This is a genomic window from uncultured Arcticibacterium sp. (assembly GCF_964021845.1).
In the GTDB taxonomy this organism is placed as follows: Bacteria; Bacteroidota; Bacteroidia; order Cytophagales; family Spirosomataceae; genus Arcticibacterium.
The window spans coordinates 175,980-198,476 of the sequence record NZ_CAXHZC010000004.1; the positions used below are offsets into that span (position 1 = coordinate 175,980).

Consider the following 22,497-nt stretch of genomic DNA (forward strand, 5'->3'; position numbering starts at 1 on the left):
AATTGAGCCACTTATAAGCTTATTTGTAGTAATAGACGCTATACATTTCCTAATTTTGATAACTACATTATAAAAAATCAAGAATGCTGCAATCAATGACGGGCTATGGCTCGGCCGCTATAGAAAACGATAAACTTGCTGTTTCGGCAGAGGTTAAAACGCTTAATTCAAAGTTTACGGATATATTTTGCAGAATGCCCAGAACGTATTCTGATAAGGAAGTAGAACTTAGAAATTTACTTTCTACGGAATTATCTAGAGGGAAAATGGAGCTGTCTTTGAACGTAGTTTCAAAGGATGAAAGCGTGGCAGGAACAAGTGTAAATAGAGGACTTGTTAAAGCATATTTCAAAGATTTGATGGCAACTGCCAAAGAGCTTGATTTTGATGCCACGCCAACGGATGTGCTTAGAATGGCCACCATGATGCCCAATGCCTATGTTACCAATGTGGTAAATGAAGAAGCTGCGGAAGAGGAGTGGGAGTTAATTTTAGATACGGTAAAGCAGGCTATTGTCAAATGCCAAGAGTTTAGAAGTCAAGAAGGAGCGGTTACGGCAGAGAAGTTTAAGGAGTACATAGCCAATATAGGTGAGCATCTTGAAAAAGTGGTAGAGCAAGATCCACATAGAATTCCGGTCATTAGAGAAAGAATAGAAAAAGCTATTTCAGACTTGGTTCAAAGTGACAATTTTAACCAAGATAGGTTTGAGCAGGAGTTGGTGTATTATGTAGAGAAATATGACATTTCGGAAGAGAAAGTAAGACTAGGAAATCACCTAACTTATTTTGTAGCTGAATTAGAAAAAGGCACCAACGGAAAACGCTTGAACTTCATTTCGCAGGAGATTGGAAGAGAAATAAACACCATTGGTTCTAAAGCCAATGACGCCATTATTCAAAAACTGGTAGTTCAGATGAAAGACGAGTTGGAGAAAATTAAAGAGCAAACTTTGAACATTGTTTAATAAATATGTGTCTTCTTTTTGAAGCATACTTTAGTTTATCATGTCTTTTAGTTCAGAAGAAATAGCTGCACTCATCCCCGCCCTTTTACTAGGAATAGGCCTAAGTGCCGCCTCTGGTTTTAGAGTATTCTTACCACTTTTGGTAGGAAACCTAGCAGGAAAGTTTGGTGTGTATGAACTGGCCGATAACATGGCTTGGATGGGAGATAATACCACCACCATAGTTTTGGCAGTAGCGGCGGTTTTTGAACTGGCGGCATATTACATACCTGTGGTTGATAATCTTTTAGACACCATTGCCATGCCCATTGCGGTGGCAGCAGGTACTATTTTAACTTCTTCATTTTTACAAATAGACGACCCCATGTTACAGTGGGGGCTAGGTTTGGTGGCCGGAGGTGGTGTTGCCGGAACCATTCAGGCAGGTACTTCGCTGCTAAGACTGGGTAGTACTAAATTCACAGGTGGCCTTGGGAATAATTTAATAGCAAGTGTGGAAAATGGCTTTTCAGCTGTACTTGCTATAGTGGCTCTTATGCTACCTATTTTCATTGGGGCTATTGTCCTATACTTCGTGGTTTGGATTTGGCGAAAGCTTATCAAACAAAGACGTCAAAAGGCAAGCGTATAAAATCAATGTAGATTTTTTTGTGACTTCTTAAGATTGAAAGGTCTAAAAAGAAACAAAACATAAAATTCTACAAATGACAAAATCGATATTTATACTAAGCTTCGTTACACTTTTTGCTTTCGGAAACCTTCAAGCTCAATCTTTTGATTTAGGTATGCTAGATAATGCTATGGGCATGTTTAAGAGCGGTGATAAAAACACAAAAGTGGCAGGTATTTTAGGTGATGCCGTCATGAGCCTTAAAGACGAAGCCAAAAGCTCAGATAACAACTTTTCTTCAAAACTAATAGGTCAGGCTTCTGTTTTGGGTGGTTTAATTCCATCAATCAAGAAAGGAAATGCAGATATGAATTTAGTGCAAAAAGTAATTAGCACTATTAAGACTTTGGTGGCAGCTCAACGTCTAAAAAGCCTTTTAGGTGGTGGTAGCCTTTTAGGTAAAAGCTCTCAAGTAAACTCAAATGTTGGTTTAATCCAATCTGGCCTGGGAGCCTTAGGTTCTGGTTCGGCTGTTGATAAATTATCAAGTGCTTTAGGAGCCGTAACTAAGAAAAGCAGCAAACTAGAGAAAACAGGTATTTTCGCCAATTTAGCCGAGAAAGCCGTTTCAAAGAAATTAGGAACTTCACTAAATCTACTTAATGGATTGTTGTAATATTTTCAACAATATAGTCGTGACCTCCATGCGAAAGTATGGAGGTTTTTTTATGGGCTGTTTTTGCTAAATTTGTTTCAGAAAATTCAACCAATATTTAATGACCAATTCAATTAAGTCTTTCTTCCTTCTACTATTTAGTGCCTTTCTGTTTTTTTCCTGCCAAACAGAGGAGAAAGCCAAGAAGCCAAACGTAATCTTCATCATGACTGACGACCACGCCAAAAAAGCCATGAGTGCTTATGAAGGTGCTGTTATGCAAACGCCCCATCTTGACCAGTTGGCTTCTGAAGGTGTTTTGTTTGATAGAGCTTATTGTACTAACTCTATATGTGGGCCAAGTAGAGCCGTGTTTTTGACCGGAAAGTTTTCGCATAAAAATGGTTTTATGTCTAACCATGATACTTTTAACGGAGACCAAGCCACACTTGCCAAATATCTTCAAACAGCCGGTTACCATACTTCTGTTTTAGGGAAATGGCATTTGGTATCTAAGCCGCAAGGCTTTGACGATTACAAAATATTGATAGGCCAAGGAGAATATTATAATCCAAGGTTTGTTGGCTCAGATGGTGATACCACCAAAATAGAAGGTTATGCTACTAATTTGATAACCGATATGGCCATTGATGTGATTGACAAACAAAAAGATGGTGAGAAACCATTTTTCATGATGTTGCATCACAAGGCCCCACACAGAAACTGGATGCCAGATAGTGCTTATCTGAAAGCCTATGAAGAAAAGCATTTTGAAATGCCGGCTAATTTCTTTGATGATTACGAAGGAAGGGTAGGAGCTCAAGGGCAAGACATGAAAGTGACCGATATGTATATGTCTGGCGATATGAAACTTCCAATTTTTGATAAAAAAGATGACCCAGGAACTGGTGGTATGGCTGGAAGTGATAGAGCTGGTGGATGGGAAAAAAGTTACAATGATTTGACATCCGACCAAAAGGCGGCTTGGGACGAATATTATCAGCCGATTATAGAGGAGTTTTATAAGACCAAACCAGAAGGGAAAGACTTAGCTCAGTGGATGTTTAATAGGTACATGAATGATTACACCAAAACGGTGCAGTCTGTAGATGATAACATAGGCAGACTAATGGCCTACCTTAAAAAGGAAGGTTTGGATGAAAACACGCTAATAATTTATACATCTGACCAAGGATTCTATTTGGGAGAGCATGGCTGGTATGATAAGCGTTATATGTATGAGGAGTCTTTCGGGATGCCTTTAGTAGTGCGTTATCCTAATGGCGTGAAAGCTGGTCAAAAAACATCGAAGCTTGTTCAAAACTTAGATTTAGCTCCTACTATTTTAGATTTTGTGGGAGAAGCTATTCCTGATGATATGCAGGGGACTTCGCTAAAAACTATGCTAACGGATAATCCTGATGTGGATTGGCAGAAATCTATTTATTATCACTATTATCAAGGTACGGGCTGGCATCATGTGCCTAGGCATAATGGCGTGAGTACGCATAGGTATAAGCTCATACACTTTTATGATATTGATGATTGGCAGCTGTTTGACCTAAAAACCGACCCAAGCGAGATGGATAACCTTTATGGAAAAGCTGGTTATGAAGAAATAGAAGAGGAGTTGAAAAACGAACTGAAGAGACTGGTGGTGAAGTATGATGATGATACTGCTGTGAGTATTTAAGCTTTTGGTGGTTATTGATACTGGGAGCCTCTTCGCGGTGGGTGAAACAACCGCTAAGACGCGAAGCCGCTAAGTATTTCTTCTTGCCTTAGCGTCTTAGCCATGGAAAAATATAGCTGAATTATGTTAAGCTTTAACCATCATTCCTATTATCCTTAACCACCAAGAAGAAATCATTATCTAACTCTAAATACCCGTAATCATACACAAAGTAATAAGTGCTACCTTTTTTGGTGGTTCTTACACTGGTGATAAGATTAAAATCAAAGCCTTTATCAAGTAGTGTGTTACGCTTGGTTTTGGCTTTATCTTCTGGGCATATTTTGGCGAGTATTCTGCGGTTTTTGCGTAGAGCATTATTGGTGTTTCTTACCAAGTTTACACCGTCTGAATTTTGCTGATTGTTGTATGTGTTTCTGCATAAGTCTGAGCAGAACTTCTTGTCTTTTCTGCCGGAGAACGGCGTATTACATACTAGGCATTTTTGGTTCATAGTTTTTTAAAAATTTTGGTATGAGATGAGGAAAACCATTAGGGCTTCATAACCTGTTTTCTTCCGTACCTTTTTCTCGTATTTCTTTTCTTCCCAATCTTTCTCTAGCTTCTTGCAAATATTCATGGAGTTTATCTTCAAGTACTTTTTTAGGTGGCAGTTCGGTCCAATATTCTGCTACCATTATGCCGTCTTTTGACATTTGTAAGAGTTCGATTTGTTCTTTGCTAGTTTCGGCACAGAGAATTAAACCAATTGGAGGATTTTCATCGTTCTCTTTCTCGTACTTATCAAGCCAGTTGAGATATAATTCCATTTGGCCTTTGTGGGCAGCTTTAAATTTGCCAAGTTTTAACTCAATCGCTACAAGCCTCTTTAATTTTCTATGATAAAACAGCAAGTCAAGATAAAAATCTTCACTGTCTATTATCATTCTTTTTTGCCTCTCTACAAATGTAAAACCACTACCTAGCTCCAGTATAAAGCTTTCTAATTCTTTGAGAATTGCTTTTTCCAAATCATTTTCTAAATAACCATCTTTTAACTCCAGAAAATCAAGAAAGTATGGGTCTTTGAAAATTCCTTTATATTGATTTGTGATGTTCTTTAGTTGAAGGTTTGCATTAGTACTCCTTTCGAATGATTTTTTACTAATTTGTCTTCTCAGTTCTCTTACGCTGTACCCATTTTCAAAGGCTTGAATAGCATAAAATGCTCTTGAATCTTGTGATTTTATTGGTATTAAGCTTAGGAAATGAGACCAAGACAATTGTCGTGACAGTGTGACGATATTCTCAAAATCGTCGAATTTTTGAGCAAATTGAATCATCCTTCTTAGGTTCTTCTGTTCATAATTCCTACCGAATTTAGAAACTAATTCTCGTGACAGCGTAACGACAATCTCTTGTCCATATTCAGCTCTTTCGTTTCCCAGTGTTTCGTTTAGTACTTTATGACCTATTTGCCAGAATAAGATTGTAAGCGAACTGTTGACATATGAGATAACCTGTGATTTAGCATCTTCAACGAGATTTACTAACTCATTCAAAAGTTTTTGGTCACTTGTGTTTTGAACTTCTTTCATTGTAATTGTGATAATGACATACGGTGACATTTATTCCAAAAAGATAAGAGTAGTTGATTTTTATGGAATAGAATGATTTCTAATATACCCTGTGGCCTACTTTTACGGAGAAATGGATAGTTGTTGGCAATGTTCATGACAATCTTCTGTTTCCTACTCTTCTTTTTAACTTTTTGGTCACAGCCTATTTTTGCCAGTATTCTACGGTTTTTTTGCGTAGAGTGTAGGCGATAGCCTATAATGTGATCACAGCTTGTTACCAAACGTTTTCTTCCTTTTTAGTTGATTTATAAAGTTCGTTTGTACTTTTTAATAATTTCTCTTTAAATCTATTTGGTGCTAATTTCATTTCGATGTTCGTCTTTATGGATTTGATTCTATTGAGTATGGAGTTTTGATTTTCCCTATATTGGTTTACCTCACTTTCTGATAATACTTTATTTATTTTCTTATTTGAATCGATCTTTACTAAAGGGAATTTGGGATTGTTTTCACCTGTTAAAATCACTTGATTGTCAACTTCGGTGCTAATATCAATCATAAATTTCTCTATAGATTCAAAGTCGGAAATTGAATTTATTTCTTTCGGGTCAATATCAAATTCAATTTGGTCGCTAAGGAAGAAGTGGCAGTTAATTTGGATTTCATTAAGAAAGATTGATGCACTTTTACTTTCCATCTCTCCAACCATATCAGTTAGATATTTAATCAAGTAGTTTTCATCAATTTGATTAGTTTCATTGTATTTAACCTTGAACTTTTTGTTGAGAAGTCTTATGACCTTTTTCCAATCATTCAGTGAGACCTCTTGGACATATAAGTCAATTAGTGAGCCATCAGGTTCAAATATCCATTTAATGTCTTTCCAGTTTCTTTTCATTTTTTAATGGGTGGGAACGGTGAGTATATGAAGTGTAGCCTGCCGATAGGCGGTTATGATTTCATATATATTGTTATGAGCTGGCTTTTCTTCTTCCACCATAATATCTTCCTTCTTTACAGCCTGCTTTTAAAACTTCGACAAAACCATTTTCATTTTTCAGTACATCTGTGAACATATATTCTAATTCTAACCAACTTTTGCTTAATGGTGATATATCGCAGTTTTCTACCAAACTATAAATTTGATTTCCATTAAAGGTAATTAAACCTCCATATCTTTCTCCCAGTTTTAGAAGTTCTATCCTGTCGCTAAGCTCTTCTTCAAGTTCTATTTGCTCTTTTGAATTGCTTAATTCTGCATCTGATTTAATTTGCTCAAAAGCCTTTTTAGCATTTTCAGAATTGTCGTAGGTTACTTCAAAGATTAAGAAATCTTCAAATTTTGTTTGTTGGGCTAACTGTTGCGTTCTAATATCATAGTAAGCAACAATATTTAGTAATCCTTCTTTGGAAAATAGTTTGCTATAGTTTATTCCATTCAATTCTGAAGAAGAGAATGATTTTGTTCCTACATTTTTTTTAAGGATTATTTGTGAAATGTACTTTCCTGCGTTTAAAGAGCTTATGTCATTTACCATTTCTTCTTTCTTGTCAATATTGGAGTCGGCTCCATTTTGTCTATTTACACACGATAAGGTGAATAAAGCTAGTACAGCTAGTACAGTTAAGTTTGTTTTAATCATCATTTCATTTTGCTTGCTCATAACATATGGATATACGCACCTATTTGTATAAGTATTTGTATTTCAGTCAAATATAAGGCAACTATATACGAGTTGGGACAAACTAAATACTTTATGTTAAAAATGTGAATTTAGTAAACATGAATCTAGCATAACAGCTTATTAACAACCTTATGATAGTAAACTACGTCTATTGTTGTATATATATAATGGAATGATAATTGTAAATCTACTGTTGTATAAGTAGAATATGATAATGTAGAATCTGCAATTGTAGAATTTGCAGATGCAAAATTTACACCTACAGATTACAACAATGCAATTATATGATATATATTTGTGTATAATTGTTAAACAACATTCAACCGTTAATCAACAATTAAACCATAAGAAAAAAGACTAAGACAATTAAACAAAAAGGGGAGGTAAAAATGGAAAATTTCCTAAAAATAGAAAAGGACGAAGCCAATGGTAACGCATCTATTGAAGTTGGATTATCCGTGGCAATAAAAGAAAGAGCAAACAAGTGGACTGTATTTAGTCCGCAATTTAAAGTAATAGGTTTTTCTAACGTGAGTAAAGAAGAAGCAGAGAGAGATTTTGAAGAAAATCTTAACCTATTCTTTAATATTCATTTAGAGAGAGATACTCTAGACGATGCTTTGAAGCATTTTGGATGGACGATAGAATTTAGCTTCAAAAATATTAAGAAGCTACCTGAATTTATGTTTGACACTAAAAATGTTTTATATAAAGGAGGTGTACAAAAGAAAATGAGCATCCCATTGCCATACAATCAAGCAAACGTAGCATACGCATAAGATTTATATTAATGTCCATAACCAGCAAGCACAAGCCAAAAGAATCCATATCATTCGTAAAAGTAGAAAAGTTGTTTTTGAAAAATGGGGCAACTAAGATGAAATCCAAAAACGGAAAGACTTCTTTTTTGATTGACTATAAAGTAATATCCTTAGAGACAAATAAAAGAGTTGATTGGGATTATTTTATTGACATATGTGAAGATGTGTTAGACATTAGTTGGTGGGAAATAGACTTTATTGCTTAAAAAAAAGAGAGATTTAAATGTCTCTCTTTTTTTACTTAAACTTGTCCCATGTTGTACCTAAAATTAAAATATTATTGTATCTTTGAGTATCAAAACAAGCAGAGAAATGGACTTCAAATCACTTATACAATTACTAGACTACTTCAAAGACGAAGCAACCTGCATCGAGTATTACGAAAATATTAGATGGAATGGTTCTGCTGTTTGTCCTTCTTGTGGCTGCGAGAAAACATACAAAACTAATAGAGGTCATAAATGTGCTAATAAAGAGTGTTATAAGAAGTTTACTGTAAAGACTGGTACAATCTTCGAAAACTCTAAAATACCTTTTAGAACATGGTTTGCAGCTATCTTTCTTTGCACTACCAGTAAAAAAGGTATTAGTTCGGTTCAATTAGCTGTTCAGTTAAATATTACGCAAAAAACTGCTTGGTATGTTTTGCACCGTATTAGAGAGATGCTGAAAGATAAAGCCCCGAAAATGTTAGGTGAAAACGATATGGTAGAAGCTGACGAAGCTTACATCGGAGGTAAAGAAGGTAATAAACATCATGCGAAAAGACGTTCTAATGAAAACCCTCACTTAAAAAATGATGGTACACCATATCAAGCCAAAAAGGCCGTGGTAGGTATTATAGAAAGAAATGGTAAAGTTGTCTTAAAGCATATCCCTAATGCAACTAAAAGCAATATGGTAGCATTCATCGAAAAGCACGTTCCTAGTGGCTCTAAAGTTTATACTGACGAAGCTAAGGTTTATAATAAGATTGGTAAGAGATACGGACACAAAACAGTTACACACTCAATCGGTGTATATGTAGCAGGTGATGTTCATACGAATACTATTGAAAACTTTTGGAGTGTTTTGAAAAGAGGTATCTATGGAATCTATCACCAAGTAAGTGATAAGCACTTAGAAAGATACTTAGACGAGTTTGCAGGACGTTTTAATACTAGAGACTTAAGCAATCAAGGTAAGTTTGAAAGATTCTTAAATGATAGTGAGAGTGTTTTGGGTTATAGCAACCTAACAGCCGTTTAATATTTTATACCTTTGTCTATGGCTAAAGAGCAAAAGAAAAAAAGGTCTGATAAATACGAATCCAAAGTTTCGATATTCGGGACTTTGGATGCTGTATTAAAAGCTTCTGTATCTGAAAAGAAAGATAAAGAAGAAGCGAAAGACGAAAAGAAATAACTACATCGGTATTGACCGTTTGCTAGAACCTAACCGAAGGTATTAGTGATTGTAGCCAGTTCTTTGAAACTGGAAGTGTGAATCGGTATTAATCTTACCTAAGTGTATTGACACTAAAGATTTACAGCTTCAAAAAATGAGCCTAGAATCATAGGCGAAACCCAACTTTATCTTCTTGTCCCAACTCGTATATAGTTACCAAATATAAACAAAAATATCCGACAACAAACGTTTACAAATGCTTTTATTCGAATACAAGTGTTTAAATACCGACTAATGCTTGACAGCGGCCGCACCTTTGTATCGTCGATTTGAAACAAAGACTATTCGGCATCACAATTAAACATTAATTTAAATAAAACTTATCAATTATGAACACAGTAACATTAGTAGGAAACGCAGGTGGAAATGTAGAGCTATTAAAATTTGACAAGGCTAAGAAGGCAAGTTTCAGCTTAGCTACCAACGAAAGATTTAAGCAAAACAACGAAGAAAAAACTGTTACCAGCTGGCATAACATTATAGCTTGGGGTAAAATGGCAGAGCAGTGCGAGTCATTAATCTCAAAAGGTAAATTCGTGAAAGTAGAGGGTAAGTTGGTGTACAGAAATTACATGAACAAGGATAATCAGAAAGTTTACGTAACCGAGATACAAGCCTACAAAGTAGAAGAGGTTAACCGTCAAGCATAAAACATTAGGGTTTTGCCAATTCAGCGTAGCGTAAAAAACGTAGTGATAGTTGGACGTTTTCTACAAAGTGTCCAATTATCAAATGCTACCTGTCATAACTTCGCTCCATATAGCATAGCCCGCTTCATTCATGTGTAAACCATCCTCTATGAAAAGGTCTTCTTTTACCTTTTTGTTTTCGTCCAGCATTGGCTGAAAAATATCAATGTATTTACAATGGCTATCGGCATTAATAAAACGCTTGATTTTACGGTTGGTATCTTTGATTTTCTCTACCTCATCCCATCTGCTAGGGCTTGGTTTTATAGAGACAAAAGTGACAGGGATATCTTTAAAATTAGAGCGTATTTTTTGATGCAACTGTACAAAAGACTCCAATATCTGGTCCGCAGACCTGCCATTGCCAATGTCATTATCACCGGCATAAATCACCATCTTGCTAGGTGCATAAGGAAGCACTATTCTCTCAAAATAGTGTTGGCAGGCTTCCATGGTGGAGCCACCAAATGCTAGATTAATAATCTGGTTGTCAGCTAAGTCTTTATTTACGTTTTCCCACAGCCTAAAGGATGAGGAACCATAAAACACAGTTTTGCCTCTTTCTACTTTATGACCTTGTAATTTGTCCTCTAATTCTTCAACCAATACTTCGTACTCTTCTGTCATATCTTTTTCTTAAAAACGGTCGGTTGAGAAATTTTTATTTTATAATCTTCTGCTAAATCTATAGCCTCTTGTACATAGCCTTTATACTGAGTTTCTAAGTTTATTAAAAACTCAGCTAGCTCTTCTCTGTTATTCTTGTCTTTTATGTAGTCACTCATTCGCATAGGCTTATGTATATAAGCGGATAGTACGTTATGACTTAATCTTTTATCAAAGTTAGCAACGGAAATTGGTACTATAAACGGTTCGGGGCTGATTTCTAAGGCAAGTTTAAATGCCCCAGGTTTTAATGCTCCTGGAGATTGGGTGGTAATTCGGCTTGTTCCTTCTGGGCTAATCATAATATTAACGCCACCCTGAATATAGGCTTGTGCCTCATCATAAAACTGCTGTTTTCTGTTCTTTTTTTCTATTTCAGATTCTTTAATTCTTACAGACTCCGGAGTATGCACATTAATATGCCCAAGGCGGTCATAGTAATTCTGATGGCCATATTCTACATTTCTGCTCACTCTTACTACTCTAATTCCAGGGTCGCCGTATTTCTTTTGCAAAATCATAGAACTCACAAAGTGTGAGTCTAGGGTCAGCTGAAAGTTATTAGGAAGCGTATTATAAGGATGATTTAATAAATGGTTATAAATGAAAATATGTCCTGCTTGGTCAGGTAAGTTTTCCCAGCCACCAATCACATAATCTGAATGTTCAAAAGCCTCTTGAAAACGAATAGCACATTTTTTTCGGATAGCGGAACTTGGCTCATCACTTGGTGATTTAACCACAGATTCGTACACATTGACTAAGCCTTTATAAAATTTATTCTCTTGATTTACATTGCCTAGCACACCAAGACATACATTCGCTAAACCTCTTTCTAGGGTATTACCGTTTTTAATCAATGTTCTTAAACATAAAAAGGCATCTTCTAGTGTAAGAATGTTGTTCAGTAAATAAGGAACTTTATGAAGCTTAGAGCTTGCATCTAGTTGGGTAGAGTTTTGTTCTATTAAATTCCGAATTGCAAGTATCTCTTTTTCAAATTTTTGAGAAATAAGCCTTGACCTCGCCGACCTTAACTGGTTGCCTATAAGCCATAAGAGCCTATAGTGAAGTGATAATTTAAAATCTGAATATTGCTCTGTAAGGCTAAGAAGTTTTTTCTTAGGAAAGTGAAATACTACAGAGTCTTGTAGAGCAATGGCGGTTGAAACGTTTGATTTGTCTTTTAAACATCCAGCCCAAGAAATGGTATATCCCTCATGCGTTAAGGTACGCATCAGGGCTAATTTTTTGCCAATGTCTTCTAGAGGAGTAAAGTTTAAAGAAACCTTTCCCGAAACTAGGATGTCATAGCCTATTCCTGTTTCTCCTTGCTCCATAATGACCTCACCGGCAGTGAATTCTTTTCGCTTACCAATTTTTGCAAGCTCTTTTAAATACTTGTCACTAAATACTTCAAAGAATGGGGACTTTCTCAATAAGTCGGTTAGAGAAGGGGAGTTGGTAGACTGTCGGTCTTCCGTGTTTTCTAGTAATTGGTCAGAGTCCCAATCCGCAATGTGATAAGTACTTAATTCTGTTCTTACTTTGGAAAGCAATTTTACGGCATGTTCAAGAACAAATTCCAAAAATGTACTCCCTAGAATTGGGTACTTGGTGAATATGTTTCTAAGATACTCATGGCTCCACTGTAAAACCTGACAATCTGTTGAGGCTGTATCTGTGGTAGCGTATCTATATGGGCTTCTAAATCCAGACCATCCTAATGGAGTTAAAGGACCTTTGGTATAGCCAACCTCAAATTGGGCTGCTTCATGTTCTAACTGAATAGAAAAGGAGACTTCGCCAGTGAGTAATATATAGAAATGAGTACTAGAAGCAAACTGCGTAGTGATTTCCTCTCCTTTATTGAAACTTATTTTTTTACAACCATTGGCAAGTTCATTAAGTATGTCTTGGTCTGGTTCATCTAGGAAGGATAAAGCTTTTAATATGTCAGAAAGGGGCATTGCATAAAAGTATATAACAATTCAGAGTTCGCAAAGACTAAGTATAAAAATGAAAATAATACAATTGAGAATATAGCAGCCTAGAAATGGCAACTAGTTGATAATGACAAAACACCGAGACGACATTTGCTAATAAATAGTTTTAAATTCTGTGGCTATTGGAAATGTGATTGTATTGATAAGACACTCAAAGGATAAAGTAAAGCTACTGCACCAAAGCACCACTCAAACGAAGTAATTCCAATTCAGATACACGCTCATTATATTGAGCATTGACCAATCTATTTAGCGAATCATCAAAACGTCTTTGGGCATCGTTTAGCTCTAAGATAGTACTACTTCCTAGCTTAAACTTTTCTAAAGAAATGGTCAAGTTTTCCTCTGCTACGTCCTTATTTTCTGTTTCTAAATTGAAAAGCTCACGGTCGGTTTGAAATTGATAAAAAGCAGTGGCTATATCAGCATCTAATTGGTTCAGAAGGCTTTCTTTTTGGGTGTTGACTATGTCCGTATTTATTTTAGCCAGCTGAATATTCCTTTGCGTAGCGTGGCCATTAAAAATATTCCAAGTGGCGGTAAGCCCTGCACTCAGCCCCAAACTCTGGTTAAGAGCAAGAAAACCTGCATTGTTTTTACTTAAAGAGTACCCGAAAGACGAGTTCATGGCTATTCTTGGTTTTCTGAAAGACTCCATTTCTTGTTGGTCTAACAGGCTTATTTCTAAAGCTTTGTTTAGCAGTACTAAATCTTGGTTTGTTGATTTGGCTTGATCCAGCATTTGGGCTAGCGTGTACTGCGTTTTTGGCGATGCCACGTTTACAATATCAAAATCTCGCTCAGAAGCAGCTCCTAAGATATTGTTAAGTCTAATTTTGGCATTTTTTAGTTCGTTTTTAGCGTTGACCAAACTAGACTCCTGAGTGTTGAGGTCGGCTTTTGATTGTAAATAATCTAGTTTAGAACCCCGCCCTATTTGCCAGCGTTCTTCCGTAATTTTTAGTCGCTCGTTATAATAGCCAATAATGGTAGTGAGGTAATCTACAGATTCCTTTTGTCTCAATATTTGATAATAGGTCTGCATGACATTTGCCACCGCATTCTGAACCACCAGTTTCTTTTCTATCTGACTTTGCTGCCCTTCAGATTTTAGTCGCTCATACCTCGTTTGCATTCTTCTGCCGTCATACAGGGTCCAGCTAAGAGCCACATTGGTACTAGGGGCAAAAGATTGGCCCAAACGGTTTATCTTTCTATCATCTAAAAAAACTTGGTTTACCTGACTTAGGTTACCATTTACATTTGTATTCCAGTCTATAGTAGGGGTCATGCCAGCGTTTCCTTTGTAAATCTGGTTTTCGGCGGCGTCCACCTGTCTTTCCGCTATCTGAATACCAAAGTTTCCTTCTAAAGCTTCTGAGATAGCTTTTTCTAGCGTCATAAGATTTTGACCTTGTACCGAAACGGAAAACAATAACAAAACTCCAAGCCCCTTTAAAGAGGCCTGAAGAAGAGAAAGGAATATTTGAAGAAAAGTATTTTTTGTCTGCATACGGCTTTCTTGTAGCATTTTTTTTAAAAGGATTTAAGCGTATTCCAAAGCCATTTCGTCAATCTCTTGCTGGCGTTTGATGTCTTTCTTTTTACTTAAATATAAATACATGGCAGGTATCACATAAAGGGTAAGCATTAGCGAGAGCATTAAGCCACCTATCACCACTATTCCCATTGACCTGCGGCTTTCTCCCGCTGAGCCTAGGGCTAAAGCAATTGGCATAGCACCAAAACATGTAGCTAAGGTGGTCATTAAGATAGGCCTTAGCCTGGAAGTGGCGGCTTGCACCACGGCATCGGTTTTTGTTAAACCTTGTTCTCTTAATTGGTTAGCAAATTCCACAATCAGAATACCATTTTTAGTTACCAAACCTACCAACATGATAATACCTATTTGGCTGAAAATATTTAAGGTTTGGTCAAATAACCACAAGGATATCACCGCTCCGGCAATGGCTAGCGGCACAGTAAGCATAATAATGAGCGGGTCAACGAAGCTTTCAAACTGAGCAGAAAGAATCAAGTAAACCAAAACCAAAGCAAGAATAAAGGAGAACATAGTGTTACTAGAACTCTCTTCAAAATCACGTGAAGAACCAGTTAGGGAAGTAAGAATAGCTTCATCGCCAATTTCATCTCTAATGTCATCCATGGCTTTTATGCCGTCGGCAATAGTTTTTCCGGGAGCTAAACCAGCCGATACGGTGGCAGACATATACCTGTCGTAATGATATAGCTGCGGAGGGCTGCTCTGCTCTTCGGTTTTAATAATATTATCAAGCTGCACCAGTTCACCATCGGAGTTTTTGACATACATACTTCTCAGGTCAATAGGTTCATTTCGGTTTCCTCTGTCAAACTGTCCAATCACTTGGTACTGCCTTCCATTCATGTTGAAATAGCTAAATCTTTGTCCAGCAAAGGCCAACTGCATGCTCTGAGCCACATCTGCCACAGAAACATTCATGCTTTTCGCTTTTTCTCTGTCAATGCTAATAGAGAGCTCAGGTTTACTAAACTTAAGGTTCTGGTCTATAATGGTAAAGGTTGGGTCGTTTTGAACAGCTTCTGTAAATTTTGGTAAATACTCCCTTAATTTTTCAAAACCCGGAGCTTGAATTACATATTGAATAGGAAGGCCACCACGCTTATTAAGGGCAATAGTCTGCCTTTCACTTACAAAAACCTTGGCCTCTGGAATAGTCTTTAACTGGGTATTTAAGTAATCGCCCCATTCAGATTGGGACTTTTCTCGTTCTGTTTTTGGTTTTAATTTGACTCTTCCAAACCCTGTATTTGAGGCACCAGAACCTGAAAAACCAGGTGAGGTAACACTAAGTATTCCGTTAATTTCAGGAATGGAATCCATGACCATCTGAGACACTTTTTGCATGTAATTGTCCATGTACTCATAAGAAGAGCCTTCTGGCCCCGTCATTCTAAGAGCTAAATCACTTCGGTCATCTAACGGAGCAAGTTCAGAATCAAGGTTACTGCCAAAATAGTAGGTCAAACCAAAAGTGCCAATTAGAATAAATACAGCCACTATTTTTTTATTCAGGAAATTGCCAAGACTAGTGTTATAGCTAGTTTCCATGTTTTTGAAAAATGGCTCTGTAGCTGTCCAAAACTTAGTTTTTCTAATAACCTTTCGGTTTATATAGGCATTAAGAATTGGCGTGAGGGTTAATGAAACAAAAGCAGAAATCAATACCGCAGTGGCCAAGACAATACCGAACTCTTGGAATAATTTTCCTACAAAACCCTCCATGAAAATTACGGGTAAAAACACCGCTGCCAGTGTAATGGAAGTAGAAAGCACCGCAAAGAGAATTTCATTGGAACCTTTGATGGCCGCTTCTATAGGGTTCATGCCACCTTCTATTTTTTTGTAAATATTTTCTGTGACCACAATACCATCATCCACCACCAGTCCAGTGGCAAGTACTATGGCCAGTAGTGTCAAAACATTAATAGAAAAACCGAAAATCCACATGATGAAGAATGTTCCTACCAAGGAAACAGGAATATCAATCAATGGTCTAATAGCCACTATCCAATCCCTAAAAAACAAGAAGATAATCACCACCACTAGGCAGATGGCTATTAAGATGGTTTCTGCGACTTCTTCAACGGATTGTTCCACAAAAACGGTGTTATCCATAATAGTTTCCATAGAGTAATCGTCTGGAAGCATGGCCCTGACCTGGTCGGCTCTATTGTGTGATTCTTTTGCTATGTCGAGGTAGTTAGAGCCAGGCTGAGGTGTAATAGCAATACCTACCATAGGCACGCCATTCCATCTTAATAAGGTTTCTGGGTTTTCTGGGCCTAACTCGGCAAAGCCAATGTCTTTAAAACGAACGATTTGTTCTCCTTCGTTTCTAACAATCATGTCGTTGAAGTCTTCCTCGTTAACAAACTTGCCAATAGTCTTTACCACTAATTCGGTATTGTCTCCTTGAAGTTTACCAGAAGGGAGTTCTACGTTTTCTCTATCTAAAGCTGCTTTTACATCTTGCGTGGTTACACCTTGCGAGGCCATTTTGTCTGGGTCCATCCATAAACGCATGGCATACCTTTTAAAGCCCCAAATTCTTACTGAGCTTACCCCTTCAATAGTCTCAAACCTAGGAGAAATTACATTTTCGGCATAATCCGAAATCTCCAACATATCTCTTTTATCACTTTGTAATGTAAAAGAAAGGATGGTTTCGGCATCGGCATCGGCTTTACTCACGTTTGGCAAACCATCAATATCGTTTGGAAGCTGCCTAACAGCTTGAGAGACTTTATCTCGCACATCATTTGCGGCACGCTCCATATCATGACCCAGCTTAAATTCAATAGTGATTCGGCTAGAGCCTTGATTACTAGAAGAACTCACAGAGCGAATGCCCTCTACACTGTTAAGAACTTTTTCTAAAGGTTCAGTGATTTGGGATTCTATAATGTCGGCATTGGCACCAGGGTAACTTGTACTTACAGTCACCACAGGAGGGTCTACTGATGGGTATTCTCGAACACCCAAATATTGGAAACTAACTATTCCAAAAAGTAGAATCAGTAGATTCATTACTATCGCTAAGACGGGCCGTTTTATGGAGAGCGTTGATATTGACATAATTAGCTTAGTTAGATGTTACCAATGTACCAGGTTTTAAAACTTGTAAAGCGGTTGTGATTAAAGAGTCTCCTTCATTCAATCCACTTAAAACTTGAACCATTTTCTCGTTTCTTAGGCCAGTTTCTATCAAAACAGATTCTACTATGCCATTTCTTTTTAGGTAAACTTTTTTACCTTCCAATACTGGAATAATAGTTTCAGATGGAATCATAAGTGATTTTTCTTTGCCCAAATTTAATTTCACTTTTACAAACATTCCCGGAAGGAGTTTTCTATTCGTATTACTTGTTAAGCCTCTTATTTTTAATGTTCTAAGTGTAGCGTCAATTTTTGGGTCAATCGCTAAAATTTTTGAATTAAAAGATTCGGCTGTGCCGTCAATCTCAAAAGAAACTTGTTGGCCCGGTTTTACTTTGGTAAGGTATTTTTCTGGAATTGAGAAATCTATCTTCAGTGGATTAATCTGTACCAAGGTAGAAATAAGCGTGTTTGGCGTAACGTAAGCTCCTTCGGAGATGTTTTTTAGTCCAATCCGCCCTGAAAAAGGAGCCCTAATTTCGGTTTTAGCCAGCTGAACCTCCAGTAGCTCTTTATCTGCATTCAGGGTACTTACCCTACTTGCTGATATTTCGTACTCTTCTTTGCTAATAGCCTCTATTTCTAGGAGTTTCTTTTGACGTGCCTCTATCTGGTTTGCTAGCTCTTCTTCAATAGCCACTTTTTTTAATTGAGCCTGAATATCGTCATCTTTTATTTTGGCTATCAATGCTCCTTTTTTAACAAAAGAGCCTTCGCTAAGGTTAAGTTTTACCAACCTTCCAGCGTATTCGCTTCTTAACTCTACCTCTTCATTAGGCGAGAGTGTACCTGAGGAGTACACCAGTTGGTCCGAGTTATCTGAAGAAACTAAAATAGTGCTTACAAAAGTGGCCGTAGGTGTATTAGTAACACCAGAGGAAGTAGGTGCGTCATCTGATTTGCCCCAGAAAAAAACTTTACCAATGATTAAAAGAACCAAAAGTAAACCGACTATTAGTAATGGTCGCATATTAAATCAAGTGTTTTTGGTTAGCGTAGAGAAGGATTAAATCTGATTGAATTTACATCCTAAGAATAATACAATTTTAGCTATATGGATAGTCCTTAGTTTTGCATAGACCAAAGGAACGTTTGTAGATACTTCAATAGTAGACGCCAAATATTCTCTTTTTGACAATTTTGGGATATTTTTTTTAAAATATTTAGCTTCTATTTGAAAGCTTTGTACTTTTGTAGCAGTAATTTAAAAAAGCAAAAAAGCATGTTTGATTATCAGTTTCCTACTTGGTTACCTATCTTATTTTTCGTTGTTCTTTTAGCTGGCTCTTACGTAGTAGGTAAGTGGTTGGTAAAGAATGATAGGAAATATAAAGGGTTCTAAAAAACTCCTTCTCCTAAGTGTAGGATATTTTTTTCTGGTAATTTTTTCTGAATTACTCTGGCTAGAATATAACTTCTAGCTCCATTAGAGCATGCTACTATTAGTGTGTCAAATTCGGTTAAGTCTTTTAGGTGCTCATTGAGCAAATGTGCAGGAACACTAATTCCTCCGATATTGAAGTCGTTAAATTCTGACCGCTCTCGCACATCTACTATGACTGCGTTTTGATTGTCAAGAACTTCTTGAAGTTCGTTTTGACTAATCTCTTTTATCTCACTTGAGTTTGTCTTCATTAGAAAAGCTGTAAAAGCCGTTATCGGTAAATATGATATGGTCGTAAATTAGCATGTCTAGCAGTACTGCTCCATTTTGAAGTTTTTTGGTAAGCTGTATATCTGCATGGCTGGGTACCTTTTTTCCAGATGGATGATTATGGCATAGTATGATAGAAGTGGCCAGGTGGTCTATAGCATGCTTAAAAACTAACTTAGGGTCTGCCATGACCATGGCTACACCACCTTGTCCTATTTTAAAGTGCTTAATAGGTTTTAAAGAACGATCTAGTAAGAGTATCCAAAATTCTTCATGATGCAGATCCATTAAAAAAGGTTTAAAGTAATTGTAAGCCTTAGCTGGCGAGTCAATCTTAGCTACTACTTCAGTGCTTTCTGGTTTTCTTCTTCTTCCTAATTCTAAAGCTGCTACTATGGAGATAGCTTTAGCTTCGCCAATTCCTTTAAAACTTGTCAGTTCTTTGATGCTGGCTTTAGCCAAAAGGTTGATGTCATTTTTATAGTAAGCTAAAATGTCTCTAGAGAGTTCTACGGCAGATTTATCTCTGCTGCCAGAGCCTATCAATATGGCTATAAGTTCGGAGTCTGATAATGCACCTCGGCCTTTTAGTAAAAGCTTTTCTCTAGGTCTGTCTTCTTCAGCCCAATAAGATATAGAGATGCGTTCGTTATGTGTCATAGCGAAATATACAGCGATTTATTACAAAAAAAAAGCTGTACTCTTCCGAGTACAGCTTCCTGTATCTTTTCAAAAAACAAAAAGTTTAGGCTTACGCCGCTAGTCCGTTTACTAACTTAGTCAATGAAGACTTGATGTTAGCAGCTTTGTTTTTATGAATTACGTTCTTGCGAGCTAATTTATCAAGCATAGCAGAAACAACTTTTAATTGCTCAGCAGCTTCTTTAGCATCTGTTGCAGCACGTAACTTTCTTACAGCAGTACGTGTAGTTTTGTGCTGATACTTATTTCTTAAAGTCTTGCTTTCGTTAGACCTAATTCTCTTTAATGCTGACTTATGATTTGCCATTATATCTAAATATTTGTACGATTCTTCTTCTTTCGGGCTGCAAAGATAAAGAGAAAGAAAATAATTTACTAGTCTTACTGAAAAAAAAGTACAACAGATATAAAATAATTGAAAAATTTATGTGGGAGTCCTTTTAATTGACTAAAATGAAGTCATTTTAAAACTGTTACGGATTGAAAAAATATAGGTTCTATTCTATTCTTGCACTTTCATTGCTATCAATAGGGGCGTTTAGCTCATTTATTTGGGGCTTTTACGCTCATCAACAAATCAACAGACTCGCTATTTATACATTGCCTGAAGAAATGCTGGGTTTCTACAAAAATAACATTGATTATGTTACTGAAAATGCGGTTAACCCTGACAAAAGAAGATATGCCGTAGAGGGTGAAGCACCTAGGCATTATATTGACCTAGATATTTATCCAAAAGAGATTCAAGAGGATTTGGCTAAGCTTAGCTGGTCTAAAGCCGTAGAAAAATATACCGAGGATACTTTAATGGCTTATGGCGTAGTGCCTTGGCATGTGGTAAGGATGAAGTACCAGCTTACTGATGCCTTCGCCAAGAAAGATTTGAAAGATATTCTTAGGCTCTCTGCTGACGTAGGGCACTATATAGCAGATGCTCATGTGCCATTACACACTACAGAAAACTATAATGGTCAAATGACCAATCAGATAGGAATTCATGGCTTTTGGGAGTCGCGTTTACCAGAGTTGTTTTCAAATGATTATTCTTTTTGGATCGGGCAGGCCACCTATATCAATAATATTCACGAAAGTATTTGGGACGTGGTTTTAAGTTCTCATGCAGCTTTAGACTCTGTTTTTGCTTTTGAAAAAGAGCTTACACTTAAAATGAGTGACGATAAAAAATATTCAGTAGGCGAAAGGAATGGTCAAACGGTTAGAGAGTATTCAAAAGATTTCTCAAAGAAATACCATAAAATGCTAGAAGGGCAAGTAGAGAAAAGGATGCGTTCTTCTGTTAAAATGGTGGGTAATTTCTGGTTCACTTGCTGGGTTGATGCTGGACAGCCTAATTTGGATGAATTAGGTGTCTTTGAATTTGAAAGTAATGAAGACGAAGTGCAACTTAAAAAAGCATGGCTTCGCCAGATTTTGAAGGTGCGTAAAGAGGCGGATGATGTTTGATTTTATTGCATTTCTATACTGAATGGAATAGGAGCATCAAAAATAGGGTGTCCTGTCATGCCATCTGAATACATAATAGTCAAAGTAGCATTTTCTGCATTTACATTTTGAGCCCGGATACAATTGAATTTAAACTCGGCTTGGAAATTACCGCTATTATTAGGGGGAAAGAATGGGTAATTTTGACCCATGTATTCGACGGTTTCAGGACCCGGCCCTTCAGGATAAGAAATAGCTAGGGCATCCACATTATTCAAGCCCGTTATCCCATATGAAAACATGTTTTTCGTTTCAGAAGATACATTGTTTGTCATATTTATAGAAAAATCCCAAAGGGGCATTGGGCATCCATCTCCTCCCACCACATGTTTATACTTATAATCTAAAGAAGGCCAGTTGCCCTCATTAATACCCTCGTAAGTTATACTTTCTGAAGCCTGATTTTGAGTAGCTTTTCTTGTTGCTCGTAAATCGAATGTTGCCAATTCTGTATCTATTTCAAAAGGAATTACAATAGTTCCTATCGATTTGTTGCCATCATTTATTTCAAGTTTTACTTCATGTGCTGCCTTTAATACCTCAATATTAGGAACCTGTCCTAAAATCAATAGGTTTTGAGTGAACCTATCTGGAGCCCCTTCAACTTGAATTATCGGTACGTTTGAAAGAGATTGAGTTGGTTCATCATCAATACCCCTTGCAAAAAGGGGCGAGGAAGAACCAGAAACACCTGGAATCACATCAACCCCAAAAGTGGGGTTCCCTAAATTAGAAGGTAATTCACTTAAATAGTTAAACTCTAGAGATGCTTTACCTACTATACGCACAGGTGTCCCTGCTACATTTTTAATGTTAACGACTGAGGTTAAGTTATCATTGACTTTCCGTACTTTTTCTGAAAACGCACCATCTTGAAATTCGAAGGTATAATTCAAGGTCTCTTTTTCATCAGGGTTGTCATAATTATCAGTTTCTATGGAAAGGTTAATTTGATAATGAGGACTTTCTTCGATATCTTCCTTAACCAGTGGATCTGGCTCTTTGTCTTCTTTAGAACATGAAACCAGTAGAAGGCTAAAAAGTATTACAGGTAAATAGAACTTTAAGTTTTTCATTGCTATATAGTTACTTCACTATAAAGTTATTAAGATTACCTTGG

Annotated in this window: 23 protein-coding genes; 10 read left to right on the forward strand and 13 right to left on the reverse strand. The window is 36.8% G+C overall.

The window, feature by feature from the left end; genetic code table 11:
- The first annotated feature begins 83 nt into the window (after positions 1-83).
- The 4 genes from AADJ06_RS13035 (at position 84) to AADJ06_RS13050 (ending at position 3,926) form a co-directional block, all read left to right on the forward strand.
- The gene (locus AADJ06_RS13035) at positions 84-968 is read left to right on the forward strand and encodes a YicC/YloC family endoribonuclease (RefSeq protein ID WP_341226904.1); all 885 of its coding nucleotides are present in this window, start codon (positions 84-86) and stop codon (positions 966-968) included.
- Positions 969-1,008: 40 nt separating this feature from the next.
- Positions 1,009-1,599, forward strand: coding sequence for a DUF4126 domain-containing protein (locus AADJ06_RS13040; protein WP_341226905.1), 591 nt, complete (start codon positions 1,009-1,011; stop codon positions 1,597-1,599).
- A 73-nt stretch (positions 1,600-1,672) separates the two neighbouring features.
- Entirely contained in the window at positions 1,673-2,254 is a 582-nt protein-coding gene (locus AADJ06_RS13045) for a hypothetical protein (RefSeq protein WP_341226906.1), read from the forward strand.
- Positions 2,255-2,354: 100 nt separating this feature from the next.
- Positions 2,355-3,926 (forward strand): sulfatase, encoded by a 1,572-nt coding sequence (locus AADJ06_RS13050; RefSeq protein WP_341226907.1) that lies wholly within the window; start codon positions 2,355-2,357, stop codon positions 3,924-3,926.
- 133 nt (positions 3,927-4,059) lie between these two features.
- On the opposite strand, the gene AADJ06_RS13055 is transcribed toward AADJ06_RS13050, so the two are convergent.
- The 4 genes from AADJ06_RS13055 to AADJ06_RS13070 form a co-directional block, all read right to left on the reverse strand.
- Entirely contained in the window at positions 4,060-4,419 is a 360-nt protein-coding gene (locus AADJ06_RS13055) for a hypothetical protein (RefSeq protein ID WP_341226908.1), read from the reverse strand.
- 46 nt (positions 4,420-4,465) lie between these two features.
- Complete coding sequence (locus AADJ06_RS13060) at positions 4,466-5,503, reverse strand: PDDEXK nuclease domain-containing protein (RefSeq protein WP_341226909.1); 1,038 nt, start codon at positions 5,501-5,503, stop codon at positions 4,466-4,468.
- A gap of 256 nt (positions 5,504-5,759) precedes the next feature.
- Positions 5,760-6,383, reverse strand: a complete 624-nt coding sequence (locus AADJ06_RS13065; protein ID WP_341226910.1) for a hypothetical protein — start codon at positions 6,381-6,383, stop codon at positions 5,760-5,762.
- A 73-nt stretch (positions 6,384-6,456) separates the two neighbouring features.
- Positions 6,457-7,149 carry a hypothetical protein gene (locus tag AADJ06_RS13070; protein WP_341226911.1) on the reverse strand — a complete coding sequence of 231 codons (693 nt, stop codon included), beginning with the start codon at positions 7,147-7,149 and terminating at the stop codon, positions 6,457-6,459.
- Between the two features lie 410 nt (positions 7,150-7,559).
- Between AADJ06_RS13070 and AADJ06_RS13075 the strand changes: the two genes are divergently transcribed.
- The 5 genes from AADJ06_RS13075 (at position 7,560) to ssb (ending at position 10,087) form a co-directional block, all read left to right on the forward strand.
- Positions 7,560-7,949, forward strand: coding sequence for a hypothetical protein (locus AADJ06_RS13075; RefSeq protein WP_341226912.1), 390 nt, complete (start codon positions 7,560-7,562; stop codon positions 7,947-7,949).
- A 98-nt stretch (positions 7,950-8,047) separates the two neighbouring features.
- On the forward strand, positions 8,048-8,197 hold the full coding sequence (locus AADJ06_RS13080; RefSeq protein WP_341226913.1) for a hypothetical protein: 150 nt from the start codon (positions 8,048-8,050) through the stop codon (positions 8,195-8,197).
- Between the two features lie 106 nt (positions 8,198-8,303).
- On the forward strand, positions 8,304-9,239 hold the full coding sequence (locus tag AADJ06_RS13085) for an IS1595 family transposase (RefSeq protein WP_341226914.1): 936 nt from the start codon (positions 8,304-8,306) through the stop codon (positions 9,237-9,239).
- Between the two features lie 18 nt (positions 9,240-9,257).
- On the forward strand, positions 9,258-9,395 hold the full coding sequence (locus AADJ06_RS13090) for a hypothetical protein (protein WP_341226915.1): 138 nt from the start codon (positions 9,258-9,260) through the stop codon (positions 9,393-9,395).
- 371 nt (positions 9,396-9,766) lie between these two features.
- Positions 9,767-10,087 carry a single-stranded DNA-binding protein gene (gene ssb, locus AADJ06_RS13095; RefSeq protein WP_341226916.1) on the forward strand — a complete coding sequence of 107 codons (321 nt, stop codon included), beginning with the start codon at positions 9,767-9,769 and terminating at the stop codon, positions 10,085-10,087.
- A gap of 78 nt (positions 10,088-10,165) precedes the next feature.
- Here the strand turns inward: ssb and AADJ06_RS13100 are convergent, their stop codons facing one another.
- The 8 genes from AADJ06_RS13100 to rpsT all read right to left on the reverse strand — a co-directional run bounded on the left by AADJ06_RS13100 (position 10,166) and on the right by rpsT (position 20,181).
- Positions 10,166-10,753: an SGNH/GDSL hydrolase family protein gene (locus AADJ06_RS13100; RefSeq protein ID WP_341226917.1), complete on the reverse strand. Its 588-nt coding sequence runs from the start codon at positions 10,751-10,753 to the stop codon at positions 10,166-10,168.
- Positions 10,750-12,762, reverse strand: coding sequence for a cyclic nucleotide-binding domain-containing protein (locus tag AADJ06_RS13105; protein WP_341226918.1), 2,013 nt, complete (start codon positions 12,760-12,762; stop codon positions 10,750-10,752). The genes AADJ06_RS13100 and AADJ06_RS13105 overlap by 4 nt, the downstream gene beginning before the upstream one ends.
- A gap of 205 nt (positions 12,763-12,967) precedes the next feature.
- A complete protein-coding gene (locus AADJ06_RS13110) occupies positions 12,968-14,311 on the reverse strand; it encodes a TolC family protein (RefSeq protein WP_341226919.1) in 1,344 nt (447 codons plus the stop codon).
- Between the two features lie 33 nt (positions 14,312-14,344).
- Positions 14,345-17,437 carry an efflux RND transporter permease subunit gene (locus AADJ06_RS13115; RefSeq protein ID WP_341226920.1) on the reverse strand — a complete coding sequence of 1,031 codons (3,093 nt, stop codon included), beginning with the start codon at positions 17,435-17,437 and terminating at the stop codon, positions 14,345-14,347.
- A 7-nt stretch (positions 17,438-17,444) separates the two neighbouring features.
- Entirely contained in the window at positions 17,445-18,488 is a 1,044-nt protein-coding gene (locus tag AADJ06_RS13120; RefSeq protein WP_341226921.1) for an efflux RND transporter periplasmic adaptor subunit, read from the reverse strand.
- Between the two features lie 368 nt (positions 18,489-18,856).
- Positions 18,857-19,153 carry a rhodanese-like domain-containing protein gene (locus AADJ06_RS13125; protein ID WP_341226922.1) on the reverse strand — a complete coding sequence of 99 codons (297 nt, stop codon included), beginning with the start codon at positions 19,151-19,153 and terminating at the stop codon, positions 18,857-18,859.
- A complete protein-coding gene (gene radC / locus AADJ06_RS13130; protein WP_341226923.1) occupies positions 19,134-19,832 on the reverse strand; it encodes a DNA repair protein RadC in 699 nt (232 codons plus the stop codon). Before radC ends, AADJ06_RS13125 begins: the two co-directional genes overlap by 20 nt.
- Before the next feature lie 91 nt (positions 19,833-19,923).
- On the reverse strand, positions 19,924-20,181 hold the full coding sequence (gene rpsT / locus AADJ06_RS13135; RefSeq protein WP_341226924.1) for a 30S ribosomal protein S20: 258 nt from the start codon (positions 20,179-20,181) through the stop codon (positions 19,924-19,926).
- 173 nt (positions 20,182-20,354) lie between these two features.
- Here rpsT and AADJ06_RS13140 point away from each other — a divergent pair, with 173 nt between their 5' ends.
- Entirely contained in the window at positions 20,355-21,338 is a 984-nt protein-coding gene (locus AADJ06_RS13140) for a zinc dependent phospholipase C family protein (protein ID WP_341226925.1), read from the forward strand.
- 2 nt (positions 21,339-21,340) lie between these two features.
- On the opposite strand, the gene AADJ06_RS13145 is transcribed toward AADJ06_RS13140, so the two are convergent.
- On the reverse strand, positions 21,341-22,453 hold the full coding sequence (locus tag AADJ06_RS13145; protein WP_341226926.1) for a hypothetical protein: 1,113 nt from the start codon (positions 22,451-22,453) through the stop codon (positions 21,341-21,343).
- Between the last annotated feature and the right edge of the window lie 44 nt (positions 22,454-22,497).

Excerpts from the sequence above, each read along its gene's own strand:
- AADJ06_RS13035 (WP_341226904.1), top strand. The coding sequence starts at position 84 with ATGCTGCAATCAATGACGGGCTATGGCTCGGCCGCTATAGAAAACGAT.
- AADJ06_RS13040 (WP_341226905.1), top strand. The coding sequence starts at position 1,009 with ATGTCTTTTAGTTCAGAAGAAATAGCTGCACTCATCCCCGCCCTTTTA.
- AADJ06_RS13045 (WP_341226906.1), top strand. The coding sequence starts at position 1,673 with ATGACAAAATCGATATTTATACTAAGCTTCGTTACACTTTTTGCTTTC.
- AADJ06_RS13050 (WP_341226907.1), top strand. The coding sequence starts at position 2,355 with ATGACCAATTCAATTAAGTCTTTCTTCCTTCTACTATTTAGTGCCTTT.
- AADJ06_RS13055 (WP_341226908.1), bottom strand. The coding sequence starts at position 4,419 with ATGAACCAAAAATGCCTAGTATGTAATACGCCGTTCTCCGGCAGAAAA.
- AADJ06_RS13060 (WP_341226909.1), bottom strand. The coding sequence starts at position 5,503 with ATGAAAGAAGTTCAAAACACAAGTGACCAAAAACTTTTGAATGAGTTA.
- AADJ06_RS13065 (WP_341226910.1), bottom strand. The coding sequence starts at position 6,383 with ATGAAAAGAAACTGGAAAGACATTAAATGGATATTTGAACCTGATGGC.
- AADJ06_RS13070 (WP_341226911.1), bottom strand. The coding sequence starts at position 7,149 with ATGAGCAAGCAAAATGAAATGATGATTAAAACAAACTTAACTGTACTA.
- AADJ06_RS13075 (WP_341226912.1), top strand. The coding sequence starts at position 7,560 with ATGGAAAATTTCCTAAAAATAGAAAAGGACGAAGCCAATGGTAACGCA.
- AADJ06_RS13080 (WP_341226913.1), top strand. The coding sequence starts at position 8,048 with ATGAAATCCAAAAACGGAAAGACTTCTTTTTTGATTGACTATAAAGTA.
- AADJ06_RS13085 (WP_341226914.1), top strand. The coding sequence starts at position 8,304 with ATGGACTTCAAATCACTTATACAATTACTAGACTACTTCAAAGACGAA.
- AADJ06_RS13090 (WP_341226915.1), top strand. The coding sequence starts at position 9,258 with ATGGCTAAAGAGCAAAAGAAAAAAAGGTCTGATAAATACGAATCCAAA.
- ssb (WP_341226916.1), top strand. The coding sequence starts at position 9,767 with ATGAACACAGTAACATTAGTAGGAAACGCAGGTGGAAATGTAGAGCTA.
- AADJ06_RS13100 (WP_341226917.1), bottom strand. The coding sequence starts at position 10,753 with ATGACAGAAGAGTACGAAGTATTGGTTGAAGAATTAGAGGACAAATTA.
- AADJ06_RS13105 (WP_341226918.1), bottom strand. The coding sequence starts at position 12,762 with ATGCCCCTTTCTGACATATTAAAAGCTTTATCCTTCCTAGATGAACCA.
- AADJ06_RS13110 (WP_341226919.1), bottom strand. The coding sequence starts at position 14,311 with ATGCAGACAAAAAATACTTTTCTTCAAATATTCCTTTCTCTTCTTCAG.
- AADJ06_RS13115 (WP_341226920.1), bottom strand. The coding sequence starts at position 17,437 with ATGTCAATATCAACGCTCTCCATAAAACGGCCCGTCTTAGCGATAGTA.
- AADJ06_RS13120 (WP_341226921.1), bottom strand. The coding sequence starts at position 18,488 with ATGCGACCATTACTAATAGTCGGTTTACTTTTGGTTCTTTTAATCATT.
- AADJ06_RS13125 (WP_341226922.1), bottom strand. The coding sequence starts at position 19,153 with ATGAAGACAAACTCAAGTGAGATAAAAGAGATTAGTCAAAACGAACTT.
- radC (WP_341226923.1), bottom strand. The coding sequence starts at position 19,832 with ATGACACATAACGAACGCATCTCTATATCTTATTGGGCTGAAGAAGAC.
- rpsT (WP_341226924.1), bottom strand. The coding sequence starts at position 20,181 with ATGGCAAATCATAAGTCAGCATTAAAGAGAATTAGGTCTAACGAAAGC.
- AADJ06_RS13145 (WP_341226926.1), bottom strand. The coding sequence starts at position 22,453 with ATGAAAAACTTAAAGTTCTATTTACCTGTAATACTTTTTAGCCTTCTA.